The sequence below is a fragment of the Nocardia sp. CC213A genome, from assembly GCF_030766805.1.
Taxonomy (GTDB): Bacteria; Actinomycetota; Actinomycetes; order Mycobacteriales; family Mycobacteriaceae; genus Nocardia; species Nocardia otitidiscaviarum.
Genome location: NZ_JASFXA010000029.1, coordinates 49,646 through 71,157 on the forward strand (window position 1 = coordinate 49,646; position 21,512 = coordinate 71,157).

Genomic DNA, 21,512 nt, shown 5'->3' on the forward strand with positions numbered 1-21,512 from the left:
ACCGGTCAGTCCGCGGCGACCGCGTCCACGATATTCAGCCGGGCCGCGCGCAGGGCGGGCGGAATCGAGCCGAGCAGGCTCAGGGCCAATGCCGCCGCCACGAAGACCGGGAGCAGCGGGCCGGGTCGGGCGGTGATCTCGATGCCGAGCAGGTCGGTGGCGATGGCGGCGTAGAGGAACTGTTCGATCAGCCCGAAGACGAGGCCGAGGGCCGCGCCCACCACACCGATGGCGGCGGCCTCGGTGAGGATCATGCGCAGGGCGAAGCGGCGGGTGGAGCCGACGGCGCGCAGGATGCCGAGTTCGCGGCGGCGTTCCAGCAGCGCCAGCATGAGCGTGTTGAGCAGGGCGGTGGCGGCGATGAGGGCGGTGATCACCAGTATGGCGCGGGCCAGGGCCATGGCCTGGGTCATCGAGGCGCTGATGCCGTCGAGGGCCTCGCGCCCGGAGTAGACGAAGACCCGGGGTCCGGCGGCCGTACGCAGGTCGGAGCGCAGCTGTTCGAGATCGGCGCCCGGGGCCGCGTCGATCTGCAGGGTGGTCGATCCGGGGCGGTCGAACCAGTCCCGCATCAGGTCCAGGCTCATGGCCACGGTGCCCGCCAGCGCCGAGAAATAGGACACGGTGTCGAGCACCTCGGCGCGTTTCTCTCCGCTGGGCGTTCGCAGGGTCACCGCATCCCCGGCGGTCACCCCGAGTCGGCCCGCCAGGGAGCGGGACAGCACCAGGCCCTCACCGGCCAGCAGCCGCTGCCCCACCTCGGCGCGCAGCGCCCGGAACATGGGGTAGTTGCTGCCCGGGGCCACGCCGTACAGCAGCGCCTTGGTGCCACCGAAGGCGGCGAATGCCAACTGCCCCTCCGTCATACGCGCCACCCCCGGCACCGCCGCCACCCGCTCGGCCACCTCCGGCGGCAGCAGGTCGGTGGGCGTCTGATCCTCCGGCGTGGGACTCACCCACAGCTCGCTGTCGCCGAGACTGGCCAGGCTGTCGCGCGCCCCGCGCACGGCGTCGTCATTGGCCCCGGTGATGGTCACGGTCATACCCACGGCGATGGTGACGGTCATGAGGGTGGCCCACACCCGCCGGGGCGCGCGTTCGATATTCACCGCCGCGAGCACCCCGGCTCCGCCGCCGCGCCGCGCCACCGCCGCGGTCGCCGCCACGATCGGCCCGGTGAGCAGGAAGGCCAGCGCGATCTGCGCGCCGAACGCGAAACCCAGTGCGACAGCGGAGAACACGCCCAGCTGCGCACGCACCACCAGCAGTGTCGCCGCCGTCAGCGCCACCACCGCCACCGCGGCGGCGAATCGCGTCCACCCGGATCCGGCATCGGCTCGCGACACCCCGACGGGTGCCAGCGCCTCCACCGGGGCCACCCGGTACACCTGCCGTGCCGCCACCGCCGAGGCGCCGACGCTGGTCAGCACCGCCGCCGTGATCGCCACCGGCACCGCGTAACCCGGCAGGATGTACTCCAGCCGCACCTCCACCAGTTGGGTGACGGCGGGCGGCAGCAGGCCGATGGCCCAGCGCCCAGCGAGTATTCCCAGCAGCCCGCCCACGGCCCCGCCGGCCAGTCCCACCACGGCCGCCTCGGCGAGGGTGTCGCGCACGATGGTGCGCTTGCCGCCGCCGATGGCCCGCAGCATGGAGATCGCCGGACGGCGTTGCGCCAGCGCCATACTCATCGTGTTGTAGACCAGGAACGCCGACACCACGAAGGCGATACCGGCCCCCATGGCGGCCATGAAGCGCAGCATGAGCACGCCGTTGCCGGTATCCGCGGCGCGCGCCATGGGTTCGGCGACGATCGCCCGCCCGGCCACCACCGCAGCCACGGCCGCACGCAGCGCTCCCGCGTCGGCATCCGGTGCCGCCACGATCATGATGGAGTCGAGTTGTCCGGTGCGTCCGGCGATCCGCTGCGCCAGCGGCAGCGGCGCGACCACATAGTGGCCGCCGTTGAACCGCCCCGACTCCGCGTCCGCGAGCACGGCGGCGACCGTGACCCGCACCGAACCCAACTCGAACACATCATTTTTCGCATAGCCGAGGTCCGGACCGACCAGCACGCCGTTCGATACGCCGAGCAGCGACCCGACCACGTCGTCGGCCACGGCTCCGCTCAGTTCGCCGCCCAGTGCCGCGCCCGACCCGTCCATGCCGAGCAGCAGCACCCGCTCGCCGTCGACCGGCAGATTCGCCCGCAGCAGCGGCACCGCCGCCGCCACCCCGGGCGCAGCCGCCACCTCATCGCGCAGCGACTGCGCGAATCCGGCGTCGGTGACTCCGGAGACCTCCAGGTCCGCGGTGCCCGCCAGCCCGGCGGTCAGCCGCTGCATCGAACCGGTCACCGAACCGGAGATGGCGAACACGGCCACCAGGAAGGCCGCCGACACCGCCACCACCGCGACCGTCGCCAGCGTCCGCCCCCAGTGCACGGTGAACTCCCGCACCGTGAACAGCCGTAGTCGATCCCATGGCGCACTCACGACCGCGCCCGGTTCCGCATCGAATCCGTCATGATGCCGCCTCCCCACCGCGCGCCGTCGCGGTCCCAGGCTAAGTCGCCCGGTCACCACTGTCCACGCGATCGTGCCGAGGCGGTGCGGTACCCGCCGTGCCCACGAAATCACCGTCGTGACCGTGCTGCCGGTGGGCTGGCAGGCTGGCGCGGAACATCTTCGGTCCGCACGGTGTTGATCGAATCGATTGCGGCAGTGGACGGAGGAGATATGAGCAGCCCGGTGGACCCGTCATACGGGTGGAACGGCGACGACCTGGATCTGGACGCGTATCTGGCGCGGATCGGGTACACGGGGGAGCGCACGCCGACCCTGGACACCCTGCGCGGGCTGACCTACGCGCACACCACCGGCATTCCGTTCGAGAACCTCGAGGTCATCCTCGGCCGCGATATCCCCCTTGACGTCGAATCGGTGCAGGACAAGCTGATTCGCCGCCGTCGCGGCGGCTACTGCTACGAGCATGTCGGACTGTTCGCCGCCGCGCTGGAGCGGCTCGGATTCGAGTTCACCGGACTGTCCGGCCGGGTCACCATGGGGGCGACCGCGCTGCGGCCCGCCACCCACGCCCTGCTGCGGGTGGTCGTCGACGACCGCGCCTGGCTGACCGACGTCGGCTTCGGCTTCGGCCCCCTGGCCCCCGTCGAGCTCACCGCCGACCGGGGCGAATTCGCCCTCGGCGCCTGGCGTTACCGGCTCGACCGCGCGAGCGGACCCCTCGACGTGGAGCAGTGGACGCTGCACCAGTACGGCCGCGACGGCTGGGTCGACCGCCACACCGTCGCCGTGAGCCCGCAGTACCGCATCGACTACGCGGTCGGAAACCACTTCGTCTCGACCTCGCCGCGTTCCCCGTTCACCACCCGCCCGTTCGTGCAGCGCTTCCTGCCGGAGGTGCACCACGTCCTCGACGGCACCGTCTGGACCACGGAGTATCCGGACGGCAGCGGCGATACGCGCGAACTGGAGCTCACCGAGCTGCCGAAGATCCTCGCCGAGGTCTTCGATATCGAGCTGACCGACGCCGACGCGGCGGAACTGGCGCGCGGGCAGTGGGCGGCGCGTCGGGAATAGTGATCCTCACCGCACACCGACACGCGCGTTTCCGCAGCTGGTAACGCGATAATCACCCGAATGCGATGAGGATCTCAGCGAGATCTCAGTCATATCTCGCGCTGACGTCGGCGCGGCGCGCGCGGCCCGCTACACTCGTGCGGGGAACACGCGGGCAACCGCCCCGGCACAGTCATTCATCGCGGAGAACTTCGGAGTAGTGTCATCGAAACCGGCCAAGTGATCGCAGGGCATTACCGCCTGGTCGAACGGATTGGTAGCGGCGGCACAGGCGTCGTCTGGCGAGCCGTCGACGAGAGGCTGGAACGGTCGGTGGCGATCAAGCAGATCCTCACCCAGCCGACCCTGTCCGAAGCGGATAAGGAAGTAGTGCGTCAGCGCGCGGCCCGAGAGGCCCGCAACGCCGCCCGCTTCCAGCACCCCAATGCCATCGTCGTCTTCGACATCACCGAGCATGAGGGTGACCCGTGCCTGGTCATAGAGTATCTGCCCTCGCAGAGCCTCGCCGTCGTGCTGTCCTCACAGGGCACGCTGCCGCTGCCGCAGGTGGCGCGCATCGGCGAGCAGGTGGCCTCGGCGCTGATCGCCGCCCATCGCGCGGGCATCGTGCACCGGGACGTCAAGCCCGGCAACATCCTGCTCGGTGACAACGGGGCGGTGAAGATCACCGACTTCGGCATCTCCAAGGCCAAGGGCGATGTGACCCTGACCGCCACCGGACTCATCTCCGGTACCGCCGCCTACCTCGCCCCGGAGGTGGCGCGCGGAGCCGAGCCGACCCCCGCCGCCGACGTCTTCGCCCTGGGCGCGACGCTGTTCCACGCGCTGGAGGGGGAACCGCCCTACGGCACCAACCCGAATCCGCTCGCGCTGCTGTACGCGGCCGCCAACGGTCAGCTGAGCGAGCCGCGCAACGCCGGTCCGCTGGAGGATCTGTTGCGTCGCCTGCTGAGCTTCGAGCCGGAGGACCGGCCGAGCATGCACGAGGTGCGCGACCGCATGGCGGACTTCGCCGAGGTCGGCCCGGATGCGGACGCCACCCGCGTGCTGGCCGCCCGCCGCCCCCAGCAGCGGGGACCCGAAGCGCCGCGCCGCCCCGCGCCGCCGCGCCAGCCCACCCGGCCCATCGACCGCCGCCCGTCCGCCAGCGCCGACATCCCCACCGGCGCGGTGAGCGCCGCGACCCTGCTGGAGTCCACTCCGCCGCCCCGGCCCCCGGCCTCCCACGGCCCCGCCACGCACACCGCCATGGAACCGCACCCCGGCGAGCCGGGTAGCCGCAAGTTCGTCTGGATCGCCGTGGTGGGTGTGCTCATCGTGGTCGGCGGCGTGGTCGCCGCCATGCTCAATTCCGGTGGCGGCGAAGGCGGTTCGGGCACCGACGCGGGCGGCCCCACCACCTCGAAGGTGACCGGCACCCCGCAGGCCACCGAGGATTCGGTGGCGCTCGGCTCGGCGCGCAATGTCGGCACCGTCGGCATCGGCCAGGCCGGCAGCGCCATCGAGGACTTCTACAACGCGCTGCTCGCCAAGAACTACGGCTCGGCGTGGGCCATGCTGACCCCTGCCGCGCAGGCGGTGTACGGCGGGCAGAGCGATTTCCGCGAGTACTGGGAAGCCAACCCGATCAACGGTTATCGCGATATCTCCGGCCAGAACGACAGTGCCGGCGCGGCCGATATGCGGCTGGCGAACCTGACCTACGGCGGCAAGTCCAAGCCGTTCGACCTGCGCGTGGTCGATCCCGGCAGCGGTTCGCTACAGATCGACAGCAACACCAAATAGCGGCGACACCGGGTGGCGACAGACCGGCGGCGGGCGACGCGATCACCCGCCGCTCTCGTTGGCCCCGTGTCGTGTTCGGTCCCGCGTCGTGTCAGGTCCCGCACGACCGCTCGATTCTCGGATCTGGCATGCCACTAGATCGGCGACGTGCTGCACCGCACACTCACTGCTGGCATTCACGAACCCCACCGTGAACTCCTACATTCTCGTTGTCCCGCTCGGCTTTTCGTGACGGGTCGGCTTCCGTGAGGGTTTTGTGAGGGATCAGCGTTCTGTGGCCGATCAACGTCTCGTGGTGGCGGCGGGTGCGTCGATGCTGGTGAGCAGCCGCAGCGCCACCTCGCTGGTGGAGCCCCGCTCCACCGTGTGGGCGACCAGCCCCTGATCGGGATCGTCGGGCAGGCGCAGGGTTTCGTAGCCGAGATCGATGCGGCCCACCATCGGGTGGCGGTACACGTAGCGCCCGTGGGTCTTGTCCTTGATGTCGTGACGCCGCCACAGTTCGGCGAATTCCGCACTGTCCCGGCACATGTCGTCGATCAGGGCGGTGACGGCCGGATCGCCGGGATTGCGGGCGGCGTCCAGGCGTAGATAGGCGACCACGTCGGCGGCCTTGGCGGGCCAGTCCTCGTAGAGGTCGCGCATGCCCTCGTCCAGGAACACCAGCCGGGTGAGATTGCGCTCGTGCGGCGGCAGCGCGCCGAAGTCGGTGAGCAGTACGGCGGCCGCGCGATTCCACGCCAGCACCGCCGTACCGCGGCCGACGATGTAGGCGGGCACCTCCGGAGCCGCCTCCAACAGCCGCAGCAGCCCGGGCCGCACCCGCTGCGCACCCGGCGTCTCCGCACCCGCCCAGGGCCGTGCCAGGCGATACAGGTGCTCGTGTTCCACCGGATCCAGCCGCAGCGCGCGGGCGACCGCGTCCAGCACCGATTCCGAGAAGTGCAGGGTGCGGCCCTGTTCCAGCCGCACATAGTGATCCACGCTGACCCCGGCCAGCAGCGCCAACTCCTCGCGCCGCAGACCCGGCACCCGCCGCCGCACCCCGTGGTCGATCAACCCCACCTGGTCCGGTCGCAACCGCGCGCGCCGGGAGCGCAGGAATTCACCGAGTTCCGCCCGTCGATCCAAGACCATGCGTCCAGTATCCGAGCCGCGCGCCGGACCGTCCTGGTCCTGCGGTGCCCAGGCTGGTGCGGCGCTGTTTCGGCGCGGCGTGGCGGACGAGTGTGGCCATCGTGGCCGGAACCGATCCGGCCTCGAACAGGAGAGTCGAATGCACGCCACCCGCCCGCTCGGCGACACCGGCATGGACATCACCCCGCTCGGCCTCGGCACCTGGGTCATCTCGGGAGCCGGTTGGCAGTACTCGTGGGGAGCCACCGATGACGCCGACTCCATCGCCGCCATCACCCACGCGGTGCGCAGCGGCATCAACTGGCTCGATACCGCGCCCGCCTACGGGCTCGGCCATGCGGAGGAACTGGTCGGTCGCGCCCTGACCGAGCTGCCGGAGGCCGACCGCCCCTACCTCTTCACCAAGACCGGCCTCATCTGGGAATCCGGCGACGACCGCACCGGACCACCGCGCCGCATCATGCGCCCCGACACCGTGCGCGCCGAACTCGAGGCGTCACTGCGCCGCCTGCGCGTCGACCACATCGACCTCTACCAGGTGCACTGGCCCGACACCGGCGAGTTGTTCGTCTACCAGGGCGAGGCCGAGGTTTCCGCCGCCGCCACCCCGCTGGCGGAGTACTGGCAGGTCATGGCCGATCTGAAGAAGGAGGGCAAGGTCCGCGCCATCGGACTGTCGAATCACGATGCGGCACAGCTGGACGTCGCCGAATCCATCGCGCACGTGGACGCGATCCAGCCGCCGTTCTCGGCGCTCAATCGCACGGCCGCACCCGAGATCGCCTGGGCGCGAGCACACAACACCGGCGTGATCGTCTACTCGCCGCTCCAGTCCGGCCTGCTGACCGGTGCGTTCCACGCCGACCGGGTGCTCGCGCCCGACGACTGGCGCAGCGGCAGCCCGGATTTCACCACCGACCTGCCCGCCAACCTCGCCCTGGTGGACGCGCTGCGCCCCATCGCGGCCCGCTACGACCTGAGCGTGGCCGAAGTAGCCCTCGCCTGGGCCACCGCCTGGCCGGGCGTCACCGGGGCCATCGTCGGTGCGCGCACCCCGACGCAGATCGACGGCTGGATCGGCGCTCGCGAGCTGGCGCTGACCGCGGCCGACCTCGACGAGATCGCCACCGCCATCACCACCACCGGCGCGGGCACCGGCCCCGCCCGCCCCTGACCCGCAAGGAGACGACATCATGACCCTGCACGTCATCGCCGAATTTCGCGCCCACACCGGTCGGGAGGACCGGCTGCGCACCGCGCTCGAGGGCATGATCGAGCCGTCGTTGGCGGAGTCCGGCTGCCTGGCCTACCGGCCGTTCGTGGACCCCAACGACGCCGCCCACATGGTGCTGGTGGAAGAGTGGACCGGGGCCGCCGCGCTGGACGAGCATTTCGAGACCCCCCACTTCCACCATGTGCGGGACGTACTCGACGACGTCCTGGCCGAGCCGATGGTCATCCGCCGACTCGTGGCCGAGTGAGGTCCGCGCCTACCGGCTCGGTATCCGCTCGAAGCGCAGGGTGGTGATGCCGATATTCAGGACGTCCCCGTGCGACAGCGTGACGTGGTCGGTGATCTGAGCGCCGTTCACGTACACCCCGTTCACCGATCGCAGGTCGTGGATCACCACCCCGGTGCCACGCAGCACCAGGCGGGCGTGGGTGCGGCTGACCCGTGGATCGTCCAGCACCAGATCGTTGTCCCGGGTGCGGCCGATGCGCAGGCCGCACGCGGGCACCAGCAGCACCCGGCCGTCGGAAAGTCGCAGTGCCGCAATCGAATCGGATTCCACACCGACCGGATCGACGGTGGGGCGATGTGGTCGCCGTAGCGGGATGGGCGGACGGTGGTGACGGATGGTGCCGCGCCGGGCATCGGTCTCCGGATCTGTGTTCACTCCAGCTCCTCGGACTATCGTCGGCGCATCGGGTGACAGGCGTCCGGTGCCGTTCGGAGGATCCGGCCGCGTCCACCCTCGGCACCGCGCGCTCGGAGCAGATCGTTCGGCTCGAATCCCGGTCACGCCGCGTAATTCGCGCCACTGTCGATGGTATCGGGCGCACCGGTCCGGTACGCCCGCCTCCGAGCGGCGGAAACACAACGGTGACCCGCGAGAATCGGCCGTGACGGCGGCGTCTCGGCGCGGATGCGCGCGCCGTTCACCCCCATGACCAGCGGGTCGCCCGCGTCGCGCGGCCGCCGGAAACCCGCTGGCGTGGGCCGGATAGGCTGTCAAGTGGACGAATCGGGTGTTCACGCCCCGTTCGGCAACCTCGATCAGCACAGACCGATCAGCACAGACAAGGACTGCACAGCGCTATGACAAGCCGCATCGAGCTCGCCCGCGTGGATCTGCGCGGACGTACGCCCACCGCTGCTGAACTTCGCTCGGCACTGCCGCGCGGGGGAGTGGACGTGGACTCGGTGCTGCATCACGTGCGGCCGGTCGTGGCGGCCATCCGCGATCGGGGCGTCGCGGCGGCGCAGGAGTTCAGCGCGAAGTTCGACGGGGTGACCCCCGACAGCGTGCGGGTACCCGCCGCCGAACTCGACCGGGCCCTGTCCGAACTGGACCCGGCCGTGCGCGCCGCCCTCGAGGTCGCCATCGAGCGCACCCGCGTCGTACACGCCGATCAGCGCCGCACCGACGCGACCACCGAGGTGGTGCCCGGCGGCACCGTCACCGAACGGTGGGTGCCCGTCGAGCGCGTCGGCCTGTACGTGCCGGGCGGCAATGCCGTCTACCCGTCCAGCGTGGTCATGAACGTGGTGCCCGCGCAGGCCGCCGGGGTGGAATCCCTGGTGGTGGCCTCGCCGCCGCAGGCCCGCTGCGGCGGCCTGCCGCACCCGACCATTCTGGCCGCCGCCAAGCTGCTCGGTGTCGAGGAGGTGTGGGCGGTCGGCGGCGCGCAGGCCGTGGCGCTGCTGTCCTACGGCGGCACCGATACCGACGGCGCGCAGCTGGCACCGGTCGACATGATCACCGGACCCGGCAATATCTACGTCACCGCCGCCAAGCGGCTGTGCCGCGGCCTGGTCGGCATCGACGCCGAGGCCGGGCCCACCGAGATCGCCATCCTGGCCGACGCCACCGCCGATCCGGCGCATGTGGCCGCCGACCTCATCTCGCAGGCCGAACACGATGTCCTGGCCGCCAGCGTGCTGGTGACCGACAGCGCGGAACTGGCCGACGCTGTGGACGCGGCGCTGACCGCGCAACTGGCGGTGGTCAAGCACCACGACCGCGTGGTGGAGGCACTGTCGGGCAAGCAGTCCGGCACCGTGCTGGTCGACGATATCGACCAGGGGTTGCGCGTGGTGAACGCCTACGCGGCCGAGCATCTGGAGATCCAGACCGCCGACGCGGCCGCCGTGGCCGCCCGCGTCCGCAGCGCCGGAGCCGTTTTCGTGGGCGCGTGGTCGCCGGTCAGCCTCGGCGACTACTGCGCGGGCTCCAATCACGTGCTGCCCACCGCCGGATGCGCCCGGCACTCCTCGGGTTTGAGCGTGCAGACCTTCCTGCGCGGCATCCACGTGGTCGACTACTCCGAGTCGGCGCTGAAGGACGTCGCCGGACATGTGGTGGCCCTGGCGAACGCCGAGGATCTGCCCGCGCACGGGCAGGCCGTGCAGGTGCGTTTCGGAGCACTGTCGTGAGCGCGCGCACCGAGCCGACCGCGGCCGTTCCCGGTGCTGGCCTCACCCTCGAGGAACTGCCGCTGCGGGACAATCTGCGCGGCAAGAAGCCCTACGGCGCACCGCAGCTCACGGTGCCGGTACAGCTCAACACCAATGAGAACCCGCACCCGCCGAGCCGGGCGCTGGTCGACGACGTCGCCGAATCCATTCGCGCCGCGGCCGTCGACCTGCACCGCTACCCGGACCGCGACGCCGTGGCCCTGCGCGCCGATCTGGCCGCCTACCTGACCCGGCAGACCGGTGTCGCGGTGGACGTGTCGAATGTGTGGGCCGCCAACGGCTCCAACGAGATCCTGCAACAGCTGTTGCAGGCATTCGGCGGACCGGGGCGCAGCGCACTGGGTTTCGTGCCCTCCTACTCGATGCACCCGATCATCTCCGAGGGCATCGACACCGAATGGGTGGAGGCCAAGCGCGGCGGCGACTTCTCCCTCGATATCGACTACGCGGTCGGGGTGATCGCGCAGCGCCGCCCCGACGTGGTGTTCGTGACCAGCCCCAACAATCCGACGGGACACAGCATTCCGCTGGCCGACCTGGAGCGGATCCTCGACGCCGCCCCCGGCATCGTGGTGGTGGACGAGGCATACGGGGAGTTCTCCGCCGCGCCCTCGGCCATCACCCTGATCGACCGGTACCCGGCGAAACTCGTCGTCACCCGCACCATGTCCAAGGCGTTCGCCTTCGCGGGCGGACGGCTGGGCTATCTCGCCGCCGCACCCGCCGTCATCGACGCGCTGCTGCTGGTGCGGCTGCCCTACCACCTGTCGGTGGTGACGCAGGCCGCGGCGCGGGCGGCGCTGCGGCATGCCGACGAAACCCTCGGCAGCGTGGCCGAACTCGCGCGCCAACGCGATCGGGTGACGGCGGAACTGCGCACGATCGGCTTCGACGTCATCGGGTCCGACGCCAACTTCATCCTGTTCGGCTGCTTCGCCGATGCCCCGCGCGCCTGGCAGCGCTACCTCGACGAGGGTGTGCTCATTCGCGATGTCGGCATCCCCGGCTATCTGCGCGCCACCATCGGGCTGGCCGCGGAGAACGACGAATTCTTGCGCGCCAGCGAGAAATTGGCGGCCGAGGAGCTGATCGCCCGATGACCGTGTCCGATTCACCGCAGGAAGCGAGCATGGACCGAATCGCACGGGTGGAACGCACCACCCGGGAATCCAGCATCGTCGTCGAACTCAACCTCGACGGCTCCGGCAAGACCGACATCGCCACCGGCGTGCCGTTCTACGACCACATGCTGACCGCCTTCGGTCAGCACGGCAGCTTCGACCTGACCGTGCACGCCAAGGGCGATATCGAGATCGAGGCCCACCACACGGTGGAGGACACCGCCATCGTCATCGGGCAGGCGCTGCACCAGGCGCTCGGCGACAAGAAGGGCATCCGCCGCTTCGGCGACTGCTACATCCCCATGGACGAAACCCTCGCCCACGCGGTGGTGGACGTCTCCGGCCGCCCCTACTGCGTGCACACCGGGGAGCCGGAACACCTGCTGCACACCGTGATTCCGAGTGTGGGCCCGGGCGCGTCCTATTCGACGATCATCAATCGCCACGTCTTCGAATCCATCGCGCTCAATGCCCGCATCGCCCTGCACGTGCGCGTGCTCTACGGGCGCGACCAGCACCACATCACCGAGGCCGAGTTCAAGGCCGTGGCGCGGGCGTTGCGCGCCGCGGTGGAATACGATCCGCGCGTGAGCGGCATCCCCTCCACGAAGGGGGCGCTGTGAACACGACATCGCGTGGCGATTCCGTGGACGGCGGTGGCCGGGTGACGGGCGGGCGGACGAAGCGACTGGCCCTGCTCGACTACGGTTCGGGCAATCTGCACTCCGCCGAACGCGCCCTGGTGCGCGCCGGGGCCGAGGTCACCGTCACCGCCGATCCCGATATCGCGCTGAATGCCGACGGCCTCGTGGTCCCCGGCGTCGGCGCGTTCGCGGCCTGCATGGCGGGCCTGCGGGAGGTGCGCGGCGAGCGCATCATCGGCAAGCGGCTGGCGGGCGGGCGACCGGTGCTGGGCATCTGCGTGGGCATGCAGATCCTGTTCGAGCGCGGGGTCGAGCACGGCATCGAGACCGCGGGCTGCGCCGAATGGCCCGGCACCGTGGAGCGCCTGGACGCCCCCGTGCTGCCGCACATGGGCTGGAACACCGTCCGGGCTCCCGAGGACAGCGTGCTGTTCGCGGGTATGGACGCCGACACCCGCTTCTACTTCGTGCACTCCTACGCCGCGCAGAAGTGGGAGTGGAACGGCGACGGCACCATCGCTCCGGCCAAACTGACCTGGGCCGAACACGGCGTCCCGTTCCTCGCCGCGGTGGAGAACGGCCCGCTGTCGGCCACCCAGTTCCACCCGGAGAAGTCCGGCGACGCGGGCGCGCAGCTGCTGCGCAACTGGGTGCGCTCACTCTGATTTCTCTCTGAGTTCTCGGCCGCCGACCGCTCCCGGAGCGGTCGGCGGCGTCCGAGCGCGCGGGCGTCAGACCGTGACCGGCTCCTCGACCGGCTTGGATGCGGCGGTGCGCCGGTGCGTGGCGTACAGGGTCAGGCCGACGAAGGTGAGCCCACCCACGAGATTGCCGACGACCGTGGGGATCTCGTTCCACAGCAGATAATCCCCGATGGAGAAGTCGCCGCCCAGCAGCAGGCCCGAGGGGAACAGGAACATATTGACGATCGAGTGTTCGAAGCCCATGTAGAAGAACAGCATGATGGGCATCCACATGGCGATCACCTTGCCCGACACCGACGTCGACATCATGGCGGCCACCACACCCGTGGAGACCATCCAGTTGCACAGCACGCCGCGGATGAACAGGGTGAGCATGCCGGAAGCGCCGTACTCGGCGTAGCCGACGGTGCGGGATTCGCCGATATCACCGAGCTTCTGGCCGACCTCGTTGGGATCGACGGCGAAGCCCATGGTCACGATGATCGCCATCATGACGGCCACGGTGAACGCCCCGGCGAAATTGCCGACGAACACCAGCCCCCAGTTGCGCAGCATGGCCCGCAGATTCACGCCCGGCCGCCGGTCCAGCCAGGCCAGCGGCACCAGCGTGAACACCCCGGTGAGCAGGTCGAAGCCGAGCAGGTAGAGCATGCAGAAGCCGACGGGGAACAACACCGCGCCCAGCAGCGGATTGCCGGTCTGCACGGTGATGGTGACGGCGAACGCGGCGGCGAGCGCGAGGATCGCACCCGCCATGTACGCGCGAATCACGGTGTCGCGGGTGGACATCAGCGCCTTGTCCTGGCCGGCGTCCACCATCTTCGTGACGAACTCGGCGGGTTTCAGATACGACATGTGGGGTGTTCCTTCGATCGGTGGGGATATGCCGATTCTGGGTACCGGTTGTTGCCCAGCCATGACCTCACCGCCGCCCCGATGTTTCCCGAACCTCACACTCCGGTACGGGTTTCCGGCAGGTGACCGGTGCGGTGAACAGTGTGTTTCCAGCGGCGGTCGACCGCTGACGCTGTGGCAGGGTGGCGGAGTTGGCTTCCGACACAGGAGATCTCGATGACCCCGATGATGAGCAAGACCGAGGCCGCCGACCTCGTCACCACGGCCCGCATCCGCGGCGGGCACACGTGGGCGGAGCTGGCGGCCGCCATCGACGCGCCACTGGTGTGGACCACCGCCGCCCTGCTGGGACGGCATCCGCTCACCGGGGAGCAGGCGGCGAAGGTGTGCGGTCTGCTCGGCCTCGATGACGCGGTCGCCGAGGCGCTGGTGCGGCAGCCCGCCCGCACCGCCGATCCGGAGATCATGACCGATCCCACCGTGTACCGCTTCGTGGAAGCCGTCAATGTCTACGGACCGGCGCTCAAGGAACTCATCCACGAGGAGTTCGGCGACGGCATCATGAGCGCCATCAACTTCACCATCGACATCAGCCGCCGCCCGCATCCGGACGGTGACCGCGTGGTGGTCACCTTCGACGGCAAGTTCCTCGACTATCGCTGGTGACCGGCGTCTCCCCGGTGCGGGCCGACGGCGGGCCGCCGACCGGCAACCACTAAGGTGGTTCCGTGAGTCTTGTGCTGCTACCCGCCGTCGATGTCGCCAATGGTGAAGCCGTCCGCCTCGTTCAGGGCGAGGCCGGAAGCGAGACCAGCTACGGTTCGCCGCGCGACGCCGCCCACGCCTGGCAGGAAGCCGGGGCCGAGTGGGTGCATCTGGTGGACCTCGACGCCGCCTTCGGGCGGGGCAGCAACCGCGATCTCATCGCCGAGGTGGTCGGCGAACTCGATGTGCGGGTCGAACTGTCCGGCGGCATCCGCGACGACGATTCGCTGAAGGCGGCGCTGGCCACCGGCTGCGCCCGGGTCAATATCGGCACCGCCGCGCTGGAGAATCCGCAGTGGTGCGCGCGTGTGCTCGGTGAGTACGGCGACCGCATCGCCATCGGCCTGGACGTCAAGCTCATCGACGGCGAGTGGCGGCTGCGCGGGCGCGGCTGGGTCACCGACGGCGGTGATCTGTGGGAGGTGCTCGAACGCCTGGAGCGTGACGGCTGCACCCGCTACGTGGTCACCGACGTGGGCCGCGACGGTACCCTCACCGGCCCCAACCTGGACCTGCTGAGCCAGGTCGCCAATGCCGCCGAGGCGCCGGTCATCGCCTCCGGCGGCGTGTCCACCCTGGACGACCTGCGCGCCATCGCCACCCTGGTGCCCGAGGGGGTGGAGGGCGCGATCATCGGCAAGGCGCTGTACGCGGGCCGGTTCACCCTGCCCGAAGCGCTCGACGCGGTCCGCTAGCGGATGGCCGCCGACCGCACCGCGCTGCTCGCCGTCGCGAGCGAGGTACTCGACGCCGCCGCACCGCGTTTCGTGGAGGGGCTCGGCGCGCCCAGCGCCGTCCAGAAGGGCCGCGGCGATTTCGCCACCGCCCTGGACCTGGAACTGGAACGCCAGATCTCGCGACAGCTGTACGAGCGCACCGGAATTCCGGTGCACGGTGAGGAATTCGGCGGTCCGCAGCTGACCTCGGGCACCGCGTGGGTGCTCGACCCCATCGACGGCACATTCAATTATTCGGCGGGACATCCACTCTCGGGCATGCTGCTGGCACTGGTCGAGGACGGCGTCCCGGTGCTGGGCCTGACCTGGCTGCCGGTGCTCGGCCAGCGTTACGCCGCCGCGGTCGGGGGACCGCTGCTGCTCGACGACGTCCCGCTGCCACCGCTGTCGACGAGCAGGCTCGCCGACGCCATGATCGGCTTCGGCGCGTTCAACCTGGATGGCGAGGGGCGCATCCCGGGGCGCTTCCGCTTCAACCTGCTGGGTGCGCTCAGCCGCCTGTCCGGCCGCATGCGCATGCACGGCTCGACCGGAATCGACCTGGCGTACACGGCATCCGGGATTCTGGGCGGGGCCGTGGTGTTCGGCCATCACGCCTGGGACAACGCCGCCGGGGTGGCGTTGGTGCGGGCCGCGGGCGGGGTGGTCACCGATCTGCTCGGGCGGGACTGGACCATCGAATCGGGTTCGGTGCTGGCGGCCGCGCCCGGTGTGCACGAGGAACTACTGGACATGATCGCCGCCTGTGTCGATCAGGTCCGAGGAGAGGTGAGGCAATGACGTTGGCAGTACGCGTGATTCCCTGTCTGGACGTGGACGCGGGCCGCGTCGTCAAGGGCGTCAACTTCCAGAATCTGCGCGACGCCGGTGATCCGGTCGAACTGGCCGCCACCTACGACGCCCAGGGTGCGGATGAACTCACCTTCCTCGACGTCACTGCCTCCACCGGCGACCGCGGCACCATGATCGACGTGGTGACCCGCACCGCCGAGCAGATCTTCATCCCGCTCACCGTGGGCGGCGGCGTGCGCACCGTCGACGATGTGGACCGGCTGCTGCGCGCGGGCGCGGACAAGGTGTCGGTCAATACCGCCGCCATCGCCAAACCCGACGTACTGCGCGAGATGTCGGAACGGTTCGGCTCCCAGTGCATCGTGCTCTCGGTGGACGCGCGCACGGTGCCGGAGGGGCAGCAGCCCACTCCGTCCGGCTGGGAGGTGACCACGCACGGCGGTAAGCGCGGCACCGGCATCGACGCCGTGGAATGGGCGGTGCGCGGGGCCGAACTCGGCGTCGGCGAGATCCTGCTCAACTCCATGGACGCCGACGGCACCAAGGCCGGATTCGATCTGACCATGATCCGCGCGGTGCGCGCGGCGGTCACCGTGCCGGTCATCGCCAGCGGCGGCGCGGGCAAGGTCGACGACTTCGCCCCCGCCGTGCGGGCCGGTGCCGACGCGGTGCTCGCCGCCAGCGTCTTCCACTTCGGTGATCTGACCATCAAGGATGTGAAGGACGCCATGCGCACCGAGGGCATCACCGTCCGCTGATCAGCCCGCCCGACCGAACACCGGGTAGTGGTCGGAGTAGTCGACGTAACGGTAGGTCTTGCCCCACGAGGTGACCGACCACTCCGGACTCTTCACCCGGCGGGTCTCGTTCACGTACCGCGACGGCACCGCGTAGCCCGCGATGGGCAGCACGTAGTCCAGGTGTTCGGAGGCGTACTCCGCGCCGTACTGGTCCAGGCAGACGCTGTTGTCGCGGCAGTCCCACGAGTGCGGGTGGCCGGTGTGCTCGGGGCGCACCGCACCCAATTCGCTGAGCATCTGCGAATATTCGTCACTGGCCTCGATCACGTTGAGATCGCCCGCCACGTACACCGGCTGGCTCGCCGGGATGTTCCGGGCGGCGAGGAACTGCCGCAGTTCGGCGCGCTGGCGCGAGCGCATGGTGCGCGGCTCCCCGGCCGAGCAGCCGTCGTCTTCGGATTGGGCGTGGGTGCCGATCACGTGCAGCGGCCCGCCGGGCGCGGCCAGTTCCACGTAGACGAACCCCTTGTTGGACCACCAGTCCGCGCCGCAGGCGTCGGCGTAGATGTACTGGATCTTGCGGGTGATGGGCCAGCGGCTCACGATGGCCACGCCGCCGTCCTCTGGGGTGGTGGCGGAGTACGAGCCCTCGGTGGCGTCCCAGCCGCCGCGGGAGCGGCCCATGACCGGGGTCTGGTGCGGATGGGTGGCGGCCAGATTGCTCAGCAGCCGGTCGGAGGCGTCGTTGTCGAACGCCTCCTGGAGGACGACCACGTCCTGGTCGGCGACCACGCCCTGGGCGGTGATGAGGTCCGCGCGGGTGACCTGACCCCAGTTGGGGTAGAGATTGCGCGAGAGCATGAAGACGTTGTAGCTGGCGATGGTGGGGGCCGCGGTGGGTTGGGCGGCGGCCGGGGCGCCGGGCAGGAGAGCGGCGGCGACCACGCACAGCACGGCCATTACTGATCGGTAATGCATGCGCTGAATACTGGGCGGTTGTCCAAAATGGCCGATGATCTTCCCGGCAATGTTTATGACTTCGTTATCTTCGGTGACGGGTGCGCGGCCGCCCCGCATACGGGCGGGGTGGCCGGCCCTGTTATAACCGAGTCATGAGCCTCGAACCCGCCATCGCCGCCCGCCTCAAGCGCAACGAGGCCGGGTTGGTCGCCGCCATCGCCCAGGAGAAGTCCACCGGTGATGTGCTCATGATGGCCTGGATGGACGACGAGGCCCTCGCTCGCACCCTCGCCACCCGCAAGGCCACCTACTACTCGCGCTCGCGCGGGCAGTACTGGGTGAAGGGGGAGACCTCCGGGCACACCCAGTACGTGCACGAGGTGCGCCTGGACTGCGACGGTGACGCCCTCCTGCTCATCGTCGACCAGGAGGGCGCGGCCTGCCACACCGGCACGCACACCTGCTGGGACGGCGACGTGCTGCTGACCGCGACGGCTCGGGCGCTGTGACCCGAGTGCGACGGCTCGGCGCTGTGGCCTGAGTGCGACGGCTCGGCGCTGTGGCCTGAGGGATGCGGCCCGACGCTGCGGCCTGAGTGTTGTGGCATGACCGTGACGGCCCGAGTGATTCTGAGTGATGCGGCCCGAGTGTGCGACCGTGGGCGAATACGCCTGCGGCCGAGCATGCTTCGGTCGTGTCGCGTGGCCCGCGGCGGCTCAGAGATTGCCGAGGGTGTCGCCGTCGGGTGCGGCCGGGGCGATGTGATTGTCGGCGATGTGATTGTCGGGGAGCAGATACTCCCGGCCGTCCGCACTGCCCCCGCCGCGGCCGGATCTCCCTATGCCGCGGCTGATTCCGCGCTCCATCTGCGCCACCAGGAGCTCACCGAGCTCCAGCAGTTCGCGGGTGCGCTCCTCGTCCAAGCCGTCGAATACCAAGCCGCGCACCGTATCCAGATATCCGGGCGCGGCCTCGGTCACCTTCTGGAATCCGGCGTCGGTGAGTACGGCCTGTGCGCCGCGGCGGCCCGCCATGGTGGCGCGCTGTGCCCAGCCGAGCCGCTCCAGCTTCGACACCACATGCGACAGTCGCGATAGCGATGCGTTTGCCTTTCGCGCCAGTTCGCTCAGCTGCAATCGATGGCCCGGCTCCTCGGAGAGCAGGGTCATCACGAAGTACTCGAAATGGGTAATCCCGGATTCGCGTTGCAACTGGGTATCCAGGGCGGCGGGCAGCCGGGTGGTCAGCGCGATGACAGTACGCCAAGCTCGCTGTTCCATTGGATTCAACCACTTGGTCACCGTGTGCCCTCTCGTAGCAGCCAAGTGACTGTCGATCGTCGAAGCGTGTCCGCGACCCTCGGAGCTTCCACGTGCAGTCACCCGCAAGCAAAGTTTGCCACGATTTCGCTCATACGTCACGGGCGTTACTGAATGACGTGACATCACTCACGTGGCGGCGCGTGTCGCGGGGGGTGGCTCGCTCAGTGCTCGCGCGGCTCCGACGGTGCCGGTGCCGGGTCCGGCGCATCGGCGGTGAGTTGCGCTTTTTCCTGCGCGGCCCGCTGCTTGACGGCACGATGCCGACGGAAGCCCCTGCGAGCCAACAGAAATGCGGTGAGAGCGAACAGGATCGCGGCCGCGATGGCGCCCGCCAGGCAGGCGCCGCGGAAGCCCGGGGCGTCCACGTCGAGAATGCGCTCACCGGCGTGGGCGGCGCTGCTGTCGCCCAGCACGATGGTGAGCGTCATGAGGTTCGGCACGGCCACCGCGATGGCGAGAACCACCAGCGCACCGGCGACGAACCGGCCACCCCGTTTCCGCCAGACCATGGTGGAGAAGAGGATGAGGAATAGTGGTACGGCCGTGCAGACCAACCCGAAGACGAGTCCGTACCAGATGCCCTTGGAAAAGCTGGAATGCACCATTTCCGCAATTCGCTGGGCCCACCAGCGCGGGATGAACGCGGCCAGAACGAGATACGCCAGCCACAGCACCAGGGCCAGCACCAGCACCCCGATAATGCGATTGCGCCAGGTGGCGAAGGAACTCCTGCCTTCGGTCGGCTGTTCGATCGGCGTCGTCATGGGCACAGCGTAGGCCCGTACCGCAGGGTTTGCTAGGAGGTCGCTCGGCTGGGCCGCGGTGGGTTTCGCCGCAGTGCTTCGGTGGGCTGGGTCAGCGTCGGGTTCGGGTGGAATCGACCAGGTCGGCGAAGAGTCGGGTGACCCGGTCGCTGAGGTCCGGCACCGTCATTCCCAGCTGCGCGGCCCGATCGGGGAGTTTGCCGTCGAGGGTGAGCGAGGCCAGTCCGTGCGCCAGGCTCCACCAGGTCATGGCGAGGATATCGGCCTCGTCGGTGGGCAGCGCCCCGGCCGCGGCGGCCTCGGCGACGGTGTCGGCCAGTACGGCGAAGGCGGCGTCACCGGCCGCGCTGGTCTCCGGATGCTTGTGCGAGTGCGACAGCTCCGGCCGGAACATGAGGCGAAAGTGGGCGGGCCGCTCGCGGGCGAAGCGCACGTAGGCGTCGGCGAGGGCGGCCAGGCGGGCCATGGGCGTGCCGGCCCGGTCGCGGGCGGTCTGGAGTTCCGCGCGCAGCAGTTCGAACCCCTGGGTGGACAGCGCGGTCATGAGCGCGGCGCGGTCGGCGAAGTGGTGGTAGGGCGCGCCGGGGCTGACCCCGGCCTCGCGGGCCACGCGGCGCAGGCTCACGGCGGCCAGGCCCTCGGATTCGATCAGTTCGAGGGATGCGCGCATGAGCTCCTCCCGGAGCGCGCCGTGATGGTAGCGGGACTTCGTCGACATGGCATGAGCGTAAGGGGTTGACGGCCGGGGCTCCGCCAATCTATACATTGATTAGATTCTGAACAGCGATTAGATTGGAGCTTGGCCATGACGGATCGTGTTCTCGTGACCGGGGTTTCGGGGTATCTCGCCGGGCATGTCGTCGCCGAACTACAGGAGCACGGCTACGCGGTGCGCGGCACCGTCCGCTCGCTCGCCGATGCCGCCGCCACCGCGCACCTGCGCGGCGTGGAGTTGGTGGAGGCGGATCTGAGCAGCGATGTCGGTTGGACCGAGGCGGTGGCGGGCTGCCGGTATGTGCTGCACACCGCCTCGCCCTTCCCGCTGGGCACGCCCGAACACGAGGACGAGTTGGTGCGTCCGGCCGTAGACGGCATGCGGCGGGTGCTGAGCGCCGCGCGGGACGCCGGGGTCGAACGGGTGGTGTACACCTCGTCGATCGCGGCGGTGCGGGTCGGGCACACCGGACTGTGCACCGAGGCGGACTGGTCGGATCCGGCGGTCTGCGACCCCTACGAGAAGAGCAAGACGCTCGCCGAACGCGCGGCCTGGGACTTCGCCCACGCCACACCGGGATTCGAACTCGCCGTGGTCAATCCCGGCATGATCCTGGGGCCGGTGCGGAACGCGCGGGTCGGCACCTCGGTGGAGGGCCTGCGCCTGGTGCTGGCCGGGGAGATGCCCGGCGTGCCGCGGCTGAACTTCTGCACCGTGGACGTGCGGGACGCGGCGGTCGGACACCGCCTGGCCATGGCGGAGCCGGCGGCCGCGGGCAACCGCTACATCCTGGCCGGGGAACAGGTGTCACTCCCGCAGATGGCTCGCATCCTGGCGGGCCGCTACCGGATCACCGCCCGCGCCCTGCCGGACTGGCTGGTCCGCCTGGCCGCCCGCTTCGACGCCACCGCCCGCACCGCCGTCCCCTACCTCGGCCGGGACGAATCCGTCAGCGCCGAGAAGGCGAGCCGCGAACTCGGCTGGACCATGCGCCCCCTCGCCGAAACCCTCCTCGACACCGCCGACAGCCTCATCCGCTTCGACCTGGTCCCCGACCCCGGCCCGGCCCGCCGCCGCCTCCCACGCGGCACCGCCAACCCCCACCCCGCCCCCGCCGCCTGACCGGCCCCGCGATGCTCCTCCTCACCGCGATCCTCACCGTCGTCGGC

The 21,512-nt window shown here is 70.0% G+C and carries 21 protein-coding genes and 1 pseudogene; 14 read left to right on the forward strand and 8 right to left on the reverse strand.

Going from position 1 to position 21,512, the window contains the following annotated elements; all coding sequences use genetic code 11:
- Nucleotides 1–5: 5 nt before the first annotated feature.
- The gene (locus QJS31_RS34765) at nucleotides 6–2,495 is read right to left on the reverse strand and encodes an ABC transporter permease (RefSeq protein WP_282785118.1); all 2,490 of its coding nucleotides are present in this window, start codon (nucleotides 2,493–2,495) and stop codon (nucleotides 6–8) included.
- A 243-nt stretch (nucleotides 2,496–2,738) separates the two neighbouring features.
- Here QJS31_RS34765 and QJS31_RS34770 point away from each other — a divergent pair, with 243 nt between their 5' ends.
- Both QJS31_RS34770 and QJS31_RS34775 read left to right on the forward strand, forming a co-directional pair.
- Nucleotides 2,739–3,602, forward strand: a complete 864-nt coding sequence (locus tag QJS31_RS34770) for an arylamine N-acetyltransferase (RefSeq protein WP_282785117.1) — start codon at nucleotides 2,739–2,741, stop codon at nucleotides 3,600–3,602.
- A gap of 219 nt (nucleotides 3,603–3,821) precedes the next feature.
- Nucleotides 3,822–5,387: a serine/threonine-protein kinase gene (locus tag QJS31_RS34775; RefSeq protein ID WP_306358797.1), complete on the forward strand. Its 1,566-nt coding sequence runs from the start codon at nucleotides 3,822–3,824 to the stop codon at nucleotides 5,385–5,387.
- Between the two features lie 282 nt (nucleotides 5,388–5,669).
- On the opposite strand, the gene QJS31_RS34780 is transcribed toward QJS31_RS34775, so the two are convergent.
- Nucleotides 5,670–6,524: a helix-turn-helix transcriptional regulator gene (locus QJS31_RS34780; RefSeq protein WP_282785202.1), complete on the reverse strand. Its 855-nt coding sequence runs from the start codon at nucleotides 6,522–6,524 to the stop codon at nucleotides 5,670–5,672.
- Nucleotides 6,525–6,663: 139 nt separating this feature from the next.
- Between QJS31_RS34780 and QJS31_RS34785 the strand changes: the two genes are divergently transcribed.
- Complete coding sequence (locus QJS31_RS34785; protein WP_282785201.1) at nucleotides 6,664–7,698, forward strand: aldo/keto reductase; 1,035 nt, start codon at nucleotides 6,664–6,666, stop codon at nucleotides 7,696–7,698.
- 19 nt (nucleotides 7,699–7,717) lie between these two features.
- Nucleotides 7,718–8,005, forward strand: a complete 288-nt coding sequence (locus tag QJS31_RS34790; RefSeq protein ID WP_282785200.1) for a putative quinol monooxygenase — start codon at nucleotides 7,718–7,720, stop codon at nucleotides 8,003–8,005.
- A 9-nt stretch (nucleotides 8,006–8,014) separates the two neighbouring features.
- Here the strand turns inward: QJS31_RS34790 and QJS31_RS34795 are convergent, their stop codons facing one another.
- Nucleotides 8,015–8,422 carry an FHA domain-containing protein gene (locus QJS31_RS34795; RefSeq protein WP_282785199.1) on the reverse strand — a complete coding sequence of 136 codons (408 nt, stop codon included), beginning with the start codon at nucleotides 8,420–8,422 and terminating at the stop codon, nucleotides 8,015–8,017.
- 422 nt (nucleotides 8,423–8,844) lie between these two features.
- Between QJS31_RS34795 and hisD the strand changes: the two genes are divergently transcribed.
- The 4 genes from hisD to hisH all read left to right on the forward strand — a co-directional run bounded on the left by hisD (nucleotide 8,845) and on the right by hisH (nucleotide 12,654).
- Nucleotides 8,845–10,182 (forward strand): histidinol dehydrogenase, encoded by a 1,338-nt coding sequence (hisD, locus tag QJS31_RS34800; protein WP_282785198.1) that lies wholly within the window; start codon nucleotides 8,845–8,847, stop codon nucleotides 10,180–10,182.
- On the forward strand, nucleotides 10,179–11,324 hold the full coding sequence (locus QJS31_RS34805) for a histidinol-phosphate transaminase (RefSeq protein WP_282785197.1): 1,146 nt from the start codon (nucleotides 10,179–10,181) through the stop codon (nucleotides 11,322–11,324). Before hisD ends, QJS31_RS34805 begins: the two co-directional genes overlap by 4 nt.
- 29 nt (nucleotides 11,325–11,353) lie before the next feature.
- Nucleotides 11,354–11,968, forward strand: a complete 615-nt coding sequence (gene hisB, locus QJS31_RS34810) for an imidazoleglycerol-phosphate dehydratase HisB (protein ID WP_282785196.1) — start codon at nucleotides 11,354–11,356, stop codon at nucleotides 11,966–11,968.
- Between the two features lie 65 nt (nucleotides 11,969–12,033).
- A complete protein-coding gene (gene hisH / locus QJS31_RS34815; RefSeq protein WP_306358803.1) occupies nucleotides 12,034–12,654 on the forward strand; it encodes an imidazole glycerol phosphate synthase subunit HisH in 621 nt (206 codons plus the stop codon).
- Between the two features lie 66 nt (nucleotides 12,655–12,720).
- On the opposite strand, the gene QJS31_RS34820 is transcribed toward hisH, so the two are convergent.
- Nucleotides 12,721–13,548: a formate/nitrite transporter family protein gene (locus QJS31_RS34820; protein ID WP_306358798.1), complete on the reverse strand. Its 828-nt coding sequence runs from the start codon at nucleotides 13,546–13,548 to the stop codon at nucleotides 12,721–12,723.
- Nucleotides 13,549–13,764: 216 nt separating this feature from the next.
- Between QJS31_RS34820 and cynS the strand changes: the two genes are divergently transcribed.
- From cynS to hisF, 4 genes are all read left to right on the forward strand, one after another.
- Nucleotides 13,765–14,214 carry a cyanase gene (gene cynS / locus QJS31_RS34825; protein ID WP_029929122.1) on the forward strand — a complete coding sequence of 150 codons (450 nt, stop codon included), beginning with the start codon at nucleotides 13,765–13,767 and terminating at the stop codon, nucleotides 14,212–14,214.
- A gap of 62 nt (nucleotides 14,215–14,276) precedes the next feature.
- Nucleotides 14,277–15,008 carry a bifunctional 1-(5-phosphoribosyl)-5-((5-phosphoribosylamino)methylideneamino)imidazole-4-carboxamide isomerase/phosphoribosylanthranilate isomerase PriA gene (gene priA / locus QJS31_RS34830; protein WP_282780899.1) on the forward strand — a complete coding sequence of 244 codons (732 nt, stop codon included), beginning with the start codon at nucleotides 14,277–14,279 and terminating at the stop codon, nucleotides 15,006–15,008.
- Between the two features lie 3 nt (nucleotides 15,009–15,011).
- Nucleotides 15,012–15,830 carry an inositol monophosphatase gene (locus tag QJS31_RS34835; protein ID WP_282780901.1) on the forward strand — a complete coding sequence of 273 codons (819 nt, stop codon included), beginning with the start codon at nucleotides 15,012–15,014 and terminating at the stop codon, nucleotides 15,828–15,830.
- Nucleotides 15,827–16,600, forward strand: coding sequence for an imidazole glycerol phosphate synthase subunit HisF (gene hisF / locus QJS31_RS34840; protein ID WP_282780902.1), 774 nt, complete (start codon nucleotides 15,827–15,829; stop codon nucleotides 16,598–16,600). The genes QJS31_RS34835 and hisF overlap by 4 nt, the downstream gene beginning before the upstream one ends.
- Here hisF and sph read toward each other — a convergent pair whose 3' ends face one another.
- Nucleotides 16,601–17,560: a sphingomyelin phosphodiesterase gene (gene sph, locus QJS31_RS34845; RefSeq protein ID WP_282780904.1), complete on the reverse strand. Its 960-nt coding sequence runs from the start codon at nucleotides 17,558–17,560 to the stop codon at nucleotides 16,601–16,603. It lies immediately after the preceding gene.
- A 134-nt stretch (nucleotides 17,561–17,694) separates the two neighbouring features.
- Between sph and hisI the strand changes: the two genes are divergently transcribed.
- Nucleotides 17,695–18,051, forward strand: coding sequence for a phosphoribosyl-AMP cyclohydrolase (gene hisI, locus QJS31_RS34850; RefSeq protein ID WP_282780906.1), 357 nt, complete (start codon nucleotides 17,695–17,697; stop codon nucleotides 18,049–18,051).
- A gap of 321 nt (nucleotides 18,052–18,372) precedes the next feature.
- Here hisI and QJS31_RS34855 read toward each other — a convergent pair.
- From QJS31_RS34855 to QJS31_RS34865, 3 genes and pseudogenes are all read right to left on the reverse strand, one after another.
- A pseudogene (locus QJS31_RS34855) lies at nucleotides 18,373–18,822 on the reverse strand (MarR family winged helix-turn-helix transcriptional regulator); the annotation flags it as partial.
- A gap of 203 nt (nucleotides 18,823–19,025) precedes the next feature.
- Nucleotides 19,026–19,628: a permease gene (locus QJS31_RS34860; protein WP_282780908.1), complete on the reverse strand. Its 603-nt coding sequence runs from the start codon at nucleotides 19,626–19,628 to the stop codon at nucleotides 19,026–19,028.
- A 91-nt stretch (nucleotides 19,629–19,719) separates the two neighbouring features.
- The gene (locus QJS31_RS34865; RefSeq protein WP_282780910.1) at nucleotides 19,720–20,346 is read right to left on the reverse strand and encodes a TetR/AcrR family transcriptional regulator; all 627 of its coding nucleotides are present in this window, start codon (nucleotides 20,344–20,346) and stop codon (nucleotides 19,720–19,722) included.
- Nucleotides 20,347–20,433: 87 nt separating this feature from the next.
- On the opposite strand from QJS31_RS34865, the gene QJS31_RS34870 reads away from it, so the two are divergent.
- Nucleotides 20,434–21,465, forward strand: a complete 1,032-nt coding sequence (locus QJS31_RS34870; RefSeq protein ID WP_282780912.1) for an NAD-dependent epimerase/dehydratase family protein — start codon at nucleotides 20,434–20,436, stop codon at nucleotides 21,463–21,465.
- Nucleotides 21,466–21,512: the final 47 nt, after the last annotated feature.

Excerpts from the sequence above, each read along its gene's own strand:
- QJS31_RS34770 (WP_282785117.1), top strand. The coding sequence starts at position 2,739 with ATGAGCAGCCCGGTGGACCCGTCATACGGGTGGAACGGCGACGACCTG.
- QJS31_RS34780 (WP_282785202.1), bottom strand. The coding sequence starts at position 6,524 with ATGGTCTTGGATCGACGGGCGGAACTCGGTGAATTCCTGCGCTCCCGG.
- QJS31_RS34785 (WP_282785201.1), top strand. The coding sequence starts at position 6,664 with ATGCACGCCACCCGCCCGCTCGGCGACACCGGCATGGACATCACCCCG.
- QJS31_RS34790 (WP_282785200.1), top strand. The coding sequence starts at position 7,718 with ATGACCCTGCACGTCATCGCCGAATTTCGCGCCCACACCGGTCGGGAG.
- hisD (WP_282785198.1), top strand. The coding sequence starts at position 8,845 with ATGACAAGCCGCATCGAGCTCGCCCGCGTGGATCTGCGCGGACGTACG.
- hisB (WP_282785196.1), top strand. The coding sequence starts at position 11,354 with ATGGACCGAATCGCACGGGTGGAACGCACCACCCGGGAATCCAGCATC.
- QJS31_RS34820 (WP_306358798.1), bottom strand. The coding sequence starts at position 13,548 with ATGTCGTATCTGAAACCCGCCGAGTTCGTCACGAAGATGGTGGACGCC.
- cynS (WP_029929122.1), top strand. The coding sequence starts at position 13,765 with ATGACCCCGATGATGAGCAAGACCGAGGCCGCCGACCTCGTCACCACG.
- QJS31_RS34835 (WP_282780901.1), top strand. The coding sequence starts at position 15,012 with ATGGCCGCCGACCGCACCGCGCTGCTCGCCGTCGCGAGCGAGGTACTC.
- hisF (WP_282780902.1), top strand. The coding sequence starts at position 15,827 with ATGACGTTGGCAGTACGCGTGATTCCCTGTCTGGACGTGGACGCGGGC.
- sph (WP_282780904.1), bottom strand. The coding sequence starts at position 17,560 with ATGCATTACCGATCAGTAATGGCCGTGCTGTGCGTGGTCGCCGCCGCT.
- hisI (WP_282780906.1), top strand. The coding sequence starts at position 17,695 with ATGAGCCTCGAACCCGCCATCGCCGCCCGCCTCAAGCGCAACGAGGCC.
- QJS31_RS34860 (WP_282780908.1), bottom strand. The coding sequence starts at position 19,628 with ATGACGACGCCGATCGAACAGCCGACCGAAGGCAGGAGTTCCTTCGCC.
- QJS31_RS34865 (WP_282780910.1), bottom strand. The coding sequence starts at position 20,346 with ATGTCGACGAAGTCCCGCTACCATCACGGCGCGCTCCGGGAGGAGCTC.
- QJS31_RS34870 (WP_282780912.1), top strand. The coding sequence starts at position 20,434 with ATGACGGATCGTGTTCTCGTGACCGGGGTTTCGGGGTATCTCGCCGGG.